Source organism: Rhizobium oryziradicis (assembly GCF_001939045.1).
Lineage (GTDB): Bacteria > Pseudomonadota > Alphaproteobacteria > Rhizobiales > Rhizobiaceae > Allorhizobium > Allorhizobium oryziradicis.
The window spans coordinates 125,451-137,446 of record NZ_MKIM01000033.1; the positions used below are offsets into that span (position 1 = coordinate 125,451).

10 protein-coding genes are annotated in these 11,996 nt (G+C 53.4%); 6 read left to right on the plus strand and 4 right to left on the minus strand.

The window, feature by feature from the left end; genetic code table 11:
- The first annotated feature begins 127 nt into the window (after positions 1–127).
- Both BJF95_RS22880 and BJF95_RS22885 read left to right on the plus strand, forming a co-directional pair.
- The gene (locus BJF95_RS22880; protein ID WP_075641954.1) at positions 128–1,987 is read left to right on the plus strand and encodes a sensor histidine kinase; all 1,860 of its coding nucleotides are present in this window, start codon (positions 128–130) and stop codon (positions 1,985–1,987) included.
- Complete coding sequence (locus BJF95_RS22885) at positions 1,984–3,336, plus strand: sigma-54-dependent transcriptional regulator (protein WP_075641810.1); 1,353 nt, start codon at positions 1,984–1,986, stop codon at positions 3,334–3,336. Before BJF95_RS22880 ends, BJF95_RS22885 begins: the two co-directional genes overlap by 4 nt.
- A gap of 44 nt (positions 3,337–3,380) precedes the next feature.
- On the opposite strand, the gene BJF95_RS22890 is transcribed toward BJF95_RS22885, so the two are convergent.
- The 4 genes from BJF95_RS22890 to BJF95_RS22905 form a co-directional block, all read right to left on the minus strand.
- On the minus strand, positions 3,381–4,091 hold the full coding sequence (locus BJF95_RS22890; protein WP_075641811.1) for a TetR/AcrR family transcriptional regulator: 711 nt from the start codon (positions 4,089–4,091) through the stop codon (positions 3,381–3,383).
- Positions 4,092–4,399: 308 nt separating this feature from the next.
- Positions 4,400–5,323, minus strand: a complete 924-nt coding sequence (locus BJF95_RS22895; RefSeq protein ID WP_075641812.1) for an ROK family protein — start codon at positions 5,321–5,323, stop codon at positions 4,400–4,402.
- Positions 5,320–6,504 (minus strand): N-acetylglucosamine-6-phosphate deacetylase, encoded by a 1,185-nt coding sequence (gene nagA, locus BJF95_RS22900; RefSeq protein WP_075641813.1) that lies wholly within the window; start codon positions 6,502–6,504, stop codon positions 5,320–5,322. The genes BJF95_RS22895 and nagA overlap by 4 nt, the downstream gene beginning before the upstream one ends.
- A 76-nt stretch (positions 6,505–6,580) precedes the next feature.
- On the minus strand, positions 6,581–7,330 hold the full coding sequence (locus tag BJF95_RS22905; RefSeq protein WP_075641814.1) for a GntR family transcriptional regulator: 750 nt from the start codon (positions 7,328–7,330) through the stop codon (positions 6,581–6,583).
- Between the two features lie 388 nt (positions 7,331–7,718).
- Between BJF95_RS22905 and BJF95_RS22910 the strand changes: the two genes are divergently transcribed.
- The 4 genes from BJF95_RS22910 (at position 7,719) to BJF95_RS22925 (ending at position 11,933) form a co-directional block, all read left to right on the plus strand.
- Positions 7,719–8,891 (plus strand): Gfo/Idh/MocA family protein, encoded by a 1,173-nt coding sequence (locus BJF95_RS22910; RefSeq protein WP_075641815.1) that lies wholly within the window; start codon positions 7,719–7,721, stop codon positions 8,889–8,891.
- Between the two features lie 13 nt (positions 8,892–8,904).
- Positions 8,905–9,789, plus strand: a complete 885-nt coding sequence (locus tag BJF95_RS22915) for a carbohydrate ABC transporter permease (protein ID WP_075641816.1) — start codon at positions 8,905–8,907, stop codon at positions 9,787–9,789.
- A complete protein-coding gene (locus BJF95_RS22920; RefSeq protein WP_075641817.1) occupies positions 9,786–10,646 on the plus strand; it encodes a carbohydrate ABC transporter permease in 861 nt (286 codons plus the stop codon). Before BJF95_RS22915 ends, BJF95_RS22920 begins: the two co-directional genes overlap by 4 nt.
- Positions 10,647–10,709: 63 nt before the next feature.
- The gene (locus tag BJF95_RS22925; protein ID WP_075641818.1) at positions 10,710–11,933 is read left to right on the plus strand and encodes an ABC transporter substrate-binding protein; all 1,224 of its coding nucleotides are present in this window, start codon (positions 10,710–10,712) and stop codon (positions 11,931–11,933) included.
- Positions 11,934–11,996: the final 63 nt, after the last annotated feature.

Sequence of the window (11,996 nt, forward strand, 5' to 3'; positions counted from 1 at the left end):
GGTTTGACATAGAAAGTCATTGAAAAAACAAGAAAAAGCCAAAGTCTTTTCCAACGAAGCCTGAAGATTTGCGCGGATGTTCGCGCATGCGGTTGCAATGTGTGCGGAAAAATGCACAACATCCGAAATGGTGGTTCGCGCACAACATCAAGAAACGGGTTTGTCGGCTTTGCCATCAAGGCCCAGAAAGCCATGGTTTTTCCTGGCGCTTATTGCACTGTGCGTCACGGGCTTTGGGCTGTATGCGGCTGGCGTTTATGGGCGCAATTCTGCCCTCAACGACACGGAAGAACAGGCAAAGGTCAGCGCGGGGCTAAAAGTTGCGTTTCTGCGCGCCGTGCTGGAGCGCCCCCGCTCCTTGCCGTTGTTGCTGGCGGAAGACCAGCAAGTGTTGGACGCCCTGAATTTAAAAACCTCAGCTGCCGTGATCCGTTTGAGCGACAAGTTGGAACGCCTTGTTGCGGCCACAGGCGCATCAGTTTTATACGTGACCAATGCGCAAGGCGTGGCCATTGCGTCGAGCAATTGGCAGCAGGCCGATAGTTTCGTCGGTGTTGACTATTCTTTCCGTGAATATTTCAAGCGGTCCATGAGCAGCGGGTCTGCCGAGCACTTTGCATTGGGCAGTATCAGTCATCGTCCCGGTCTCTACATTTCGCGTCGGGTGGGGCTTTCAGCTGCTCCCGTGGGTGTGGTGGTGGTTAAGGCGGAGTTTGACCAGCTCGAAAGTGATTGGCTGGAGGCATCTCGCGGCGCTTTTGTTACCGATCGTCGCGGCGTGGTGCTGATTTCCAGCATTCCATCGTGGCGGTTCATGACCCTCTCGACACTGTTGCCCGATGAAGTGCGCGACATTCGCACCAGTCTGCAGTTTGGCGATGCGCCGCTGACGCCGCTCCCCTTCAACCAAGCTGAAACAATCGGGCCGGGGATGATGCTTGTGCGGGCCGTTCTGCCAGGCGAGACGGCCGGAAATTATCTGTTTCTCTCCATGCCTGTTCCGACAACAACCTGGCAGCTGAACTATCTTGTGCCCGTTGATGCCGTCATTGCTTCAACGATGAGAGAGTTTCGCCTGTTGGTGCTGGCGGTGCTGGTGCCCTTTTTCTTTGTCTGTGCATTGGTGTTATGGCGACGGCAGGCGGGTGCCATTCGCTTTGCCCGGGCGCAAGCCAATCAGGCCGAACTGGAACGGCGCGTTGATGAGCGCACCAATGATCTTTTGCGCGCACGCGACCGGCTTCAAGCGGAAATTGCCGGCCATAAAGCCACCGAGGGCCGCTTGCAGGGCGTGCAGCAGGAGTTGGTGCAGGCCAACAGGCTTGCGATTTTGGGGCAGGTCGCGGCAGGGGTTGCCCATGAAATCAATCAGCCAGTCGCAACTATTCGCGCCTTTGCCGAGAACGCCAAAGTGTTTTTGGACCGCAAACAGGAAGGCCCGGCACAGGAGAACCTTAGCCTGATTGCGGCTTTAACCGAGCGGATCGGAACGATCACGGATGAACTCAAAGCTTTTGCGCGCAAGGGCCGCACAGCACCCCAGCCAGTATTGTTGAGAGATGTGCTGGATGGTGCGGAGATGCTGCTTCGAAGCCGCTTTGCGGGCAGGTTGGATGCCTTGAACATCCCGGCGCTGCCAGATCATTTCATCGTGAAGGGCAATCGGATCAGGTTGGAGCAGGTGCTGATCAATCTGTTGCAAAACGCATTGGAAGCGCTGCAAGATACCCCGGATGCCTGTGTTGAGGTGAAAGCAAAGGCAACGGATGACGAGATTATCGTGACAGTTGCAGACAATGGTCCGGGCATTCCCGAAAACATTCGTCCGCTATTGTTTACCCCGTTTTCGACCTCCAAAGAAAAGGGGCTGGGGCTCGGGCTGGTGATCTCACGCGATATTATCAGCGACTATGGCGGGCGTCTGCTGGTGGAGAGCAGCGGGCAGGGCACCACATTTACCATTCATCTTTTGCGAGCTCAGACATGAACAGACCAGCAAGCGTTATTCTGATTGATAATGATCAGGATCTCCTGCGTGCCACGCGACAAACGCTCGAATTGGCAGGCTTTGATGTTGCTGCATTTTTATCGCCCATCGAAGCTTTGCAAGCGATTACCAGCGATTTTGCCGGTGTTGTCGTGTCTGACATTCGCATGCCGGACATTGATGGGCTGGAAGTGTTTCGGCGCGTCAATACGATGGATGCGGATCTGCCGGTGATTTTGGTGACAGGCCATGGCGATATTGCCATGGCGGTTGCGGCCATCAAGGATGGTGCCTACGACTTTATCACCAAACCCTTTTCTACCGATCGGTTGAGCCAAAGCGTGCATCGCGCCGTGGAAAAGCGCCGTTTGGTGATGGAAAATCGAAAGCTGCGGCTGGCGGCCGATGATGCTCAGTCCGGTTTGCCGCTGATTGGCCAGACCCCTGCCATTGAGCGGTTGCGGCGCACCTTGCGCCAGATTGCCGATACGGATGTTGACGTGCTTGTCACCGGCGAGACTGGCAGCGGCAAGGAAGTGGTCGCCAGTCTGCTGCACAGTTTAAGCCGGCGCGCCAAGGGCAATTTTGTTGCCTTGAACTGTGGAACGCTGCCTGAAAGCGTGATTGAAAGCGAGTTGTTCGGCCACGAGAGCGGCGCATTTACCGGTGCTCAGAAAAAACGTGTCGGCAGAATCGAACACTCCAGCGGTGGCACGCTTTTTCTGGACGAAATCGAGAGCATGCCAGCCTCCACCCAGGTGCGGATGTTGCGCGTGCTGGAGATGCGTGAAGTGACGCCACTGGGCACCAATGAAGTGCGTCCTGTTGATCTGCGCGTTGTTGCTGCATCCAAGATCAATCTCGGAGATCCCGCCCAGCGGGGAGAGTTTCGCGAAGATCTCTATTACCGGCTGAATGTTGTGACCTTGACCATTCCGCCGCTGCGTGAGCGGCGTGCGGATGTGCCTTTGCTGTTTGCACATTTTGTCGAGCGTGCAGCAGCAAAGTTTCGCCTTGAACCTCGGGTGATGACGCCAGATGTTGTGCGTTACCTGCAACAGCATGACTGGCCGGGCAATGTGCGTGAACTGGCACATTTTACGGAGCGTTTTGTTTTGGGCCTTGAGGAATTTGAAGAAACCAAACCCGAAGCTGAGCAGTCTGGGTTTTCATTGCCCGAACGTCTGGAGCGTTTGGAAGCCGATATTATCCGCGATACGCTCAGCCGCTTCGATGGCGATGTGCGACAAACCATTGATGCGCTGAAAATTCCGCGCAAGACCTTTTATGACAAGCTTCAGCGCCACGGCATTGTGCGCAAAGCCTTCTCGGCAGGAGACGAGGGCTGAACTATGCAGCGTGTTGCATTGAGGACAATGAAACACGACATGCTTTATTTGAGCGATGCCAGGATGGTTGCGACAATGTGCTCTCCCCAAGCCGTTGTGGCTTCCGGGCTGGATGTGTCATGGCCAAAGCTGACCGCAACTGTATGTTTGTTGCTGATGTAGTAGAAGCTCATGGCCAATATGGTCAGGTGGATCATGCTTGGATTGATATCTTGGCGAAACACACCTTTTTCAATGCCACGGCGCAAGACATCGGTGAGCTCTTCGACAAAATGCGAGTGGATGTGTGGAATTTTTTCAGATTTTTTGAGGTGTTCTGCCTTCAGTTTGTTTTCCGTGCTGACCAGACGCACAAAATGCGGATGCTCCAGCACATAGTTCCAGATAAACAGTGTTAGTTGACGGATTCCATCTTCCGGTTCTTTTGATTTGAGATTCAAGCCCTTCTCAGCAACAAGCACTTCCGCGAACATTCTTTCGAGAACGGCAAGGTAAAGTCCTGCCTTGTCGATGAAATAGTGATAGAGCATGCGTTTGTTGGTCTTTGCGCGCACAGCAATGCTATCGACGCGCGCACCGGAAAAGCCGTGGGCGGAAAACTCTTCGGTTGCGGCATCCAGAATTGCAGCTTGGGTTGCTTCTGCGCTGCGTATGGTGCGGCCATTCACTGTCAGTTGAAAAACTTCATTTAACGGTTTCACGGCGCAATGAACCTTGGTGGGGTTGGCGGGTGCTGTTGTATCGCGCTTTCGCATTTCCCCTCCATATCAATAGCTCGAATCATCCATAGGCATCGAAGTAACAGAGCGATAGGGTGAAATCAAAACTTGTATTGGTTGTACAAGTTTCGAATGTAAACCTGCCTTCAACGAAAAATAAACTTTGACATTCATTGCACCCAGATTGAAAAAGTCGCTCTCTCAAATTTTTTCTTAAGTTTATGTTGTCTGACGGGCACTCTCGTGCGTGCAAGGCACATCAATCACCTCTTTATCCGACTGGTTTTAAGCCACAGTATATGAGGAGTGTTTAAAATTATAAACTACCTTTGGTAGAATTGAAATCATAAATTCGTTTTATCTCGGCTCAAGGACAGGCCGAGAATGGCAGCGCCAATCAAGCCCGGCTCAATTGTGCACTGGGCTGGCACCACCAGCGGACGAGAGAAGCGGCGAAGGATTCGGCTTCGAACAGCATCATCAATGGCTGAAATCAGCTTCGGAGCATTGGAAAGTCCGCCGCCGACGGGAATAATGGTCGTGCCCGTGATGTTCACCACCAAGGCCAATGGGGCTGAAATGACATCCAGAAAAACCGAGATTGTGTGGCTGGCCGCAGCATCGCCTTGTTCCCAGGCGCTGACGATATCTTCGCTGGACGCTGTCAGCTTATTCAAATGCAGGTGAAGTTTTTCGATGCCGCGTGCGCTGCATGTTGCATCAATGCAGCCCTTTTGGCCGCAGCCGCATTGAAACCGGGGGAGTTTTGACGGCGGTGTGCCTGCTTCTGTGGCGGCAACCGGGCCATGGCCCCATTCTCCAGCAAAACCACCGTCACGATTGATCAGATGACCGTCAATCACAAGGCCGCCGCCGACACCTGTGCCAAGGATGGCTCCAAACACCACCCGATGCCCGCGTCCGGCTCCAATTGCTGATTCCGCCAGCACAAAACAATCCGCATCATTGGCAATCAGGACCGGCAATCCAAGGGCTTTTTCCAGATCCGCTTTCAGCGGGCGGCCGTGAATGCACGGAATATTGGCAACAACCGCAAGGTTGGTGTCGGGATCGATAATGCCGCAGATGGAAAGCGCAATGCAATCTGGCCGCGCCCCAGCCTCCGTAATGATATCGCTCATGGTGGTGACAAACGCATCAAAATCCGTGGCCGGTGTCGGTTTGCGCGGAAAGGGCCGTATATCGTCTGGCGCGTAAGCAATGGCCCCTTTGATAGCCGTGCCACCAATGTCAAAGCATACAATCATGATTGAACTGGCTCCATCATAGGGGCGTTGCTGTGAACGCAATTGCCGCCGATCCATGTGGAAAGCAACTCGATCTCGGGCGACAGCAGCAGAAAATCAGCATCCAATCCGGCGGCAAGCTGGCCCTTCTGGTTGCAGTTGATGGCTTGTGCCGGATAGAGGGAGGCCATCTTGAGGGCCTCGGTCAACGGCAGGTGCAAATGGTGATGTGCGAACCGCACGCAAGACAGCATATCAATATCGGCACCGGCCAAGGTGCCGTCAGCCAGCGTCAGGCGTCCATCTTTGCGATAAATCTGGCGGCCATTGAGCATAAACCCGGTTTCATCGGTGCCAATGCTGGACATGGCATCCGTCACCAGAAAAATCCGGCCGGGGCCGGTTTTGGCACGAAGCGCAATCGTCATGGACACCGGATCGACGTGAAAACCATCAGCGATCAAACCGCAAGACAACGCGGGCGTTTCAAGGGCGGCTCCAACCAGACCCGGTTCGCGGTTGCCCAATTGGCTCATGGCGTTGAACAGATGTGTCACCATGCTGGCACCCGCTGCAACATAGGCCGCCACATCAGCACATTGCACATCCGTATGGCCAAGACTGATTGTGTAACCCGCCTCCCGCAGTGCTTTGACCTGATCGGTGGTGACATTTTCGGGTGCGATGGTGATCAAGGAGATGCCAAAGCGCCCTGCAGCATGGCACAGTGCTTTCAGATCGTCCTCATTCATGGGCCGGATCAAGGCTGGATCATGGGTTCCTTTACGGCTCAACGACAGGTGCGGGCCTTCAAGATGCAAGCCCAAAAACCCGGGAACCTGTGCCGCAAAAGCCGCCTGCGCGGCAAGAAGTGTTTGATCGCGCACGGAGGCATGATCCGTAATCAAGGTCGGCAAAAGTGCTGTCGTGCCATAGCGGGCATGAGTTGTGCAGATTGTTCTGATGCCGTCCAGATCGGGTTGATTGTTGAGCAAAACGCCACCGCCGCCATTGACCTGAAGATCAATGAAACCCGGGACAATCAACGCACCGTCAGCATCAATTCTGCTGATACCGGCGGGCAAAGCGCTTTCACCATCGATACTGACAATTTTGCCCTTCGAGACCACCATTGCGGCTTGATCTAAAAAGCGATTGCCATCGAAAATTTTCCCGCCTGTTACGGCAAACGTTGCAGTCATTCCGGTTCGTCACTTTCTTAGCGGCAATAGGTCACCATCAGCAATTTGATGGATTGAATTGGCTTGTCTTTTCTTTTCATCGTGCAATCGTCAATTCTGCAACAAGGTCATAGGCATCGCTGCGGTAAAGTGCGCGGGAAATTTCCATGACACGCCCTGTTTCCAGATAGGCAATGCGCTGCACCGAAAGTGCAGCAGAGCCCTGCGGCACGCCAAGCAATTCTGTTTCATCGTCTCTCAGCACCACCGCCGAGATCCGCTGGTTGGCGCGCACGGGCCTTATGCCAAATTGTCCAAGATAGGCGTAGAGTGAATTTTCAATCGCTTCCGGATTGGGCAAGAGATCATCAGCCAGACTGGTGCGCTCCAGCGCAATGGGCATGTCATTGGCGGTTCGCAGACGGCGGATGCGCGCAACGCGGGCATTGCCCGACAGGCCCAATGCCATGGTTTCCTCCGGAGTTGGAAAGCACAGCGCGCGCTCAAGCCAGCGTGAACCGCCGACCATGCCACGTCTTTCCATGTCTTCGGAAAAAGAGGTCAGGCGCGTGAGTGGCTGCTGCATGCGCGGCATTGGCTTGAACACAAAGGTGCCCGAGCCGTGGCGGCGCACCAGAAGTCCATCGTCGACCAGATGATCAATCGCCTTTCGTACCGTGACGCGACTGATCATGGCGGCATCGGCAATGTCGCGCTCCGAGGGCAGGGCATCGCCATGCTTGAGCGCGCCCGTTGAGATTGCATCTTCAATGCGCTTTTTGAGTTTCAAATAGAGCGGTCCACCGTTCAGCGAAGGCAGCTGCGTGAAGATGTCAATGTTGGTCATTCCCAATCTCCGCCTTCCTGTTTCGGTTATCCTTTGAGCGAACTTGCCCTAATGTCAATACCAAGATGATACCAATTGTGCGATATCGGAAAATTGGTATGTCTTTTTAACCTCAAAAGCGCCCTTTAGCGCATATTCAACGCAGATACCCTTAAAAATGCAAGGATTCAAGAATTCGATCTAGACGATTGGCATTTTTTTGGTATGGTTTCTTAACAACAAGAAAGAAACGGGAATTGCTGGCCTTTCCAGAGAGGGATTCCAACTGCGCTCGGGATGTTTGTGAAAATAAATTTCATGAATGCAGGAGTGAACGGATTTCCTCTTGACTAATTCGGCCTTAATTCGCAGCATTGTGAAAATAGTTTACGACTGAAGGGTCAAGGGCATGAAAGTTGCGGTCATTGGGCTTGGTTTCCGGCTTGGGTATCTGGGGCAGGTGTTCAAGGAAATTGATCCCGATTTTGAGATTGTCGGCTATGTCGATCCCGAACCTGCAGGTCTTGCGGGTTTGTTGGATGCGGGTGTTCCGGTGTTGAATGCCTATGATACCCCGCAGGAGATGATTGCCGCTGAGAAATTCGACCTCCTGATGGTGGGGTCGCCCAATCACCTTCATCTGGACCATATTCGCATCGGGCTGGAAGCCGGATTGACTGTCTTTACCGAAAAGCCAATCGTCATTTCGATTGAGGAAAGTCTGCAACTGGCATCCTTGCTGCACCAATATGGTTCTGACCGGCTTTTGGTAGGGCTCGTGTTGCGCTATTCGCCGCTTTACCGTGATCTTCGTGCGGCGCAGCAGCAGGGCCTGCTGGGCGATGTTGTGTCCATTGAGGCGTCCGAGCATATCGAGCCGTATCACGGCGCGTTTTTCATGCGCGATTGGCGGCGTTATGGTCGCTACACCGGCGGTTTCATGCTGGAAAAATGCTGCCACGATCTGGATCTCTACAATGGTGTCGTTGGGCGTCGCCCGCGCTTTGTGGCAAGCTTTGGCGGTCGCAAAAGCTTTGTGCCGGACAATGCCCCGCAAAATGCCGGTATCAACGATATGGAAGTCTATCATCGTAAACCAAGCGGTTGGCTTGGTGCCGACAAGGTGTTTGATAGCGATGCGGATATTATCGATTATCAGACCGCGATCATTGAATATGACAACGGCGTGTCGATGACCTTCCACACCAACCTCAATGTTCCAGACCATTTTCGCAGGTTCTGCGTTGTCGGTTCAAAAGGTATGGCAGAAGGCGATTTTGTCCGTGGTTTTCTGGATGTGCATAATGCGCACAGCAGCGAAAAAGTGGTTGAAAACACCTATTCTGCCCCTTCGGAAAAATCGCAGCATTACGGCGCTGACGAGCAAATGGCGATGGACGTGCTGGCCTTTGTGAAAACGGGTGCCAAGCAGCCGGTTTCGGCGCTGGACGCTATTGAGGCTGGCATTTTGGCGCTTTCCATTGATGAGGCACGGATCGGTCGCAAGGTTGTCGATCTGGCACCGATTTGGGAGCAGTTTGATGCCTGCCTGCACGGCACGACATTGAAACAATCAGCGTGAGAGGGCCAATCTGATGGAAGCCCGCCGAAGTGCTGTCATTTTTGCCTGGTGTTTGTTGCTGCCCGCCGCACTCTATATCGCGGTGATTGTTGCCTATCCGTTGGTTGATACGTTCATTTTGTCCTTCACCGATGCGTCCTTGAAACGGGTGACGAATTGGGTTGGTTGGGTCAATTACGATAAGATCTTCAACCATACTTTTGCCGACGTCATCATCCGCACCTTCGTGTGGACGTTCTTCTCCGTTCTCATCAAGATGATTATTGGCACGTTCGGTGCCACATTGTTGAACACTGCAGTCCCCGGACGAACACTGTTTCGCATCCTCACCATGCCGCCATGGATTGTGCCAATGGCGATTGGCATTTTCATGTGGGGCTGGATGTATAACGGCCAATTCGGGATGATTTCGGGCATGTTGCAGCGGGTCGGGCTGGTCGATGGTCCGGTGGCGTTTCTGGCTTACGGTTCTACCGCCTTCTGGGCGACAATTTTCACGGATGTGTGGATTGGTGTGCCCATGGTGACACTTTACATGCTGGCCGCCATGCAGGCTATTCCATCTGATTTGCATGAAGCCGCATGGACAGACGGAGCAGGGCGCTTCTATCGTTTTAGGCGCATTACGCTGCCGCTTCTGGTGCCATCGATGATCACTATGTCAATGTTGTCGCTGATCTCGACTTTCAATTCCTTCGATATCATCTGGATTTTGACGCAGGGCGGCCCAAGCGGCTCAACCACAACCATGATTATCGACACCTATAAAACGGCGATCGGCTCTTATAAATATGGCGAAGGGGCAGCGCGTGCTGTGCTGATCTGCATTTTCCTGTCCATCTTCAGCTATTGCTATTTCCGCGTCACCAGCCGCCTTTCTCAGGAGCCTGCCCGATGAGCGTTGACAGACATGCAATGATCAATCGCTACAAGTGGTATGAAATTATCGCGATTTACTGCGGCATCGCCGTGTTCTTGACCTTCGTGCTGGCACCCTTTGTCGAAGGTTTTCTGGTATCGCTGAAGCCGATCAGCCAGCTGTTTTCCTCGCCGTATCGGTTCTGGCCGGAAAATGGCTCGTTTGAGGCCTATTACACCATGTGGGATCATGTGCCGGGCTTTGCCCGCTACATTTTCAATTCGTTTTTCATCTCAACGATAGCCACTGTGGTCGTGCTCTGCCTTGTGGTGCCAGCCGCCTATGCCTTTGCCCGGTTTGAATTCAAAGGCAGAGGCGTGTTGCTAGGGGCGTTTCTCGCCGTCAACATGTTTTCAGGGGCAGTGTTGCTGATCCCGCTGTTTCGGCTGATGCGGTCCATGGGGTTGTTGAACACCTATTTCGCCATGATTGTACCGGGTGTTGCTTTCTTGATCCCGTCCGCCATCTGGCTTTTGCGCACCTATATGATGCGGATTCCACGCGAGTTGGAGGAAGCCGCCTATGTGGACGGCGCTGGTTATTTCTACACCTTCCGCCGCGTGGTCTTGCCTTTGGCAATGCCGGGTATCGCGGTGGTTGGCATCACCACCTTTATCGGTGCCTATGCGCAACAGTTTATCTTTGCGCTGACCTTCAATTCAAAAACAGAATTCATGCCGTTGCCGATTGGACTGTTTGCCTATTTTGGCCGCCAGGAGGTGATCTGGAATGAACTTATGGCCGCGAGCTTTGTGGGCATAACGCCTGCCATGATCGTGATTTTCTTCCTGCAACGCTACCTCGTCAGCGGCTTGACCGCGGGGGCTGTGAAATAAACGTATAACTCAGGTTTCGAGACTACCGGGCACATTTCACTGTCAACAAAGGGGAACCATACAATGAAAAAATCTCTCACACTGATTGTCGGCACGCTTGCGTTGCTGGCGGGTTCAGCGCTTTCCAGCTTCGCTGCGGATAAGGAAATCAGTTGGATCTATTGCGGCGACAAAATCGACCCTGTGCACGAAAAATACATCAAGCAATGGGAAGAAAAGAACGCAGGCTGGAAAATTGCGCCTGAAGTTGTCGGCTGGGCCCAGTGCCAGGACAAGGCAACAACGTTGGCTGCCGCGGGCACGCCGGTTGCCATGGCCTATGTTGGTTCGCGCACGCTGAAGGAATTTGCCCAGAACGATTTGATCGTGCCCGTGCCAATGACGGATGAGGAACAGAAGAGCTATTATCCACATATCGTCGATACCGTGACATTTGACGGCACCCAGTGGGGCGTTCCAATCGCGTTTTCGACCAAGGCTTTGTACTGGAACAAGGATCTGTTCAAAAAGGCTGGTCTGGATCCTGAAACACCACCAAAGACCTGGGCTGAAGAAATTGCCTTTGCCAAGCAGATTAAGGAAAAGACCGGCGTTGCTGGCTATGGCCTTCCTGCCAAGACCTTCGACAACACCATGCATCAGTTCATGCATTGGGTTTACACCAACAATGGACAGGTGATCGACAAGGATGGCAAGATCACCATGGACAGCCCGGAAGTGCTGGCAGCCCTTCAGGCCTATAAGGATATCACGCCTTACTCTGTTGAAGGTGCGACCGCCTATGAGCAGAATGAAATTCGCGCCATCTTCCTCGACGGCAAGGCTGGCATGATCCAAAACAGCACTGGTGCCGCCTATCGCTTGCTTAAGACGGATATTCACTGGGGTGTGGCAACACTGCCGCTTGGCCCGGAAGCCAAGGGTCCGGGCACGCTGTTGATCACCGACAGCCTCGTGGTGTTCAAGGGTTCTGGTGTTGAAGACAAGGCCAAGGAATTTGCCAAATTCATCACCTCGCCTGGCCCTCAGGAAGAGTATGAGTTGACGACGGACTCTGGCCTGACGCCTCTGCGCCCATCGCCGCGCGTTGATCAGCTGGTCAAGGACAAGCCTTACTGGAAACCATTCATTGATGGCATCGCTTATGGTGGTCCAGAGCCGCTGTTTACCGATTACAAGGGTTTCCAGAATGCCATGATTGAAATGGTGCAATCTGTGGTGACCGGCAAAGCTGAACCTGCCGCCGCCTTGAAAAAGGCAACAGCTGCAATCGAGCAGTATAAGTAAGCATCAGAGATCCGGCTGTGATTTGAGAAAGTTGCAGCCGGTCCTTTCTTGTAATGGAGTTGG

Excerpts from the sequence above, each read along its gene's own strand:
- BJF95_RS22925 (WP_075641818.1), top strand. The coding sequence starts at position 10,710 with ATGAAAAAATCTCTCACACTGATTGTCGGCACGCTTGCGTTGCTGGCG.
- BJF95_RS22915 (WP_075641816.1), top strand. The coding sequence starts at position 8,905 with ATGGAAGCCCGCCGAAGTGCTGTCATTTTTGCCTGGTGTTTGTTGCTG.
- BJF95_RS22895 (WP_075641812.1), bottom strand. The coding sequence starts at position 5,323 with ATGATTGTATGCTTTGACATTGGTGGCACGGCTATCAAAGGGGCCATT.
- BJF95_RS22880 (WP_075641954.1), top strand. The coding sequence starts at position 128 with ATGGTGGTTCGCGCACAACATCAAGAAACGGGTTTGTCGGCTTTGCCA.
- BJF95_RS22910 (WP_075641815.1), top strand. The coding sequence starts at position 7,719 with ATGAAAGTTGCGGTCATTGGGCTTGGTTTCCGGCTTGGGTATCTGGGG.
- BJF95_RS22890 (WP_075641811.1), bottom strand. The coding sequence starts at position 4,091 with ATGCGAAAGCGCGATACAACAGCACCCGCCAACCCCACCAAGGTTCAT.
- BJF95_RS22905 (WP_075641814.1), bottom strand. The coding sequence starts at position 7,330 with ATGACCAACATTGACATCTTCACGCAGCTGCCTTCGCTGAACGGTGGA.
- BJF95_RS22885 (WP_075641810.1), top strand. The coding sequence starts at position 1,984 with ATGAACAGACCAGCAAGCGTTATTCTGATTGATAATGATCAGGATCTC.
- nagA (WP_075641813.1), bottom strand. The coding sequence starts at position 6,504 with ATGACTGCAACGTTTGCCGTAACAGGCGGGAAAATTTTCGATGGCAAT.
- BJF95_RS22920 (WP_075641817.1), top strand. The coding sequence starts at position 9,786 with ATGAGCGTTGACAGACATGCAATGATCAATCGCTACAAGTGGTATGAA.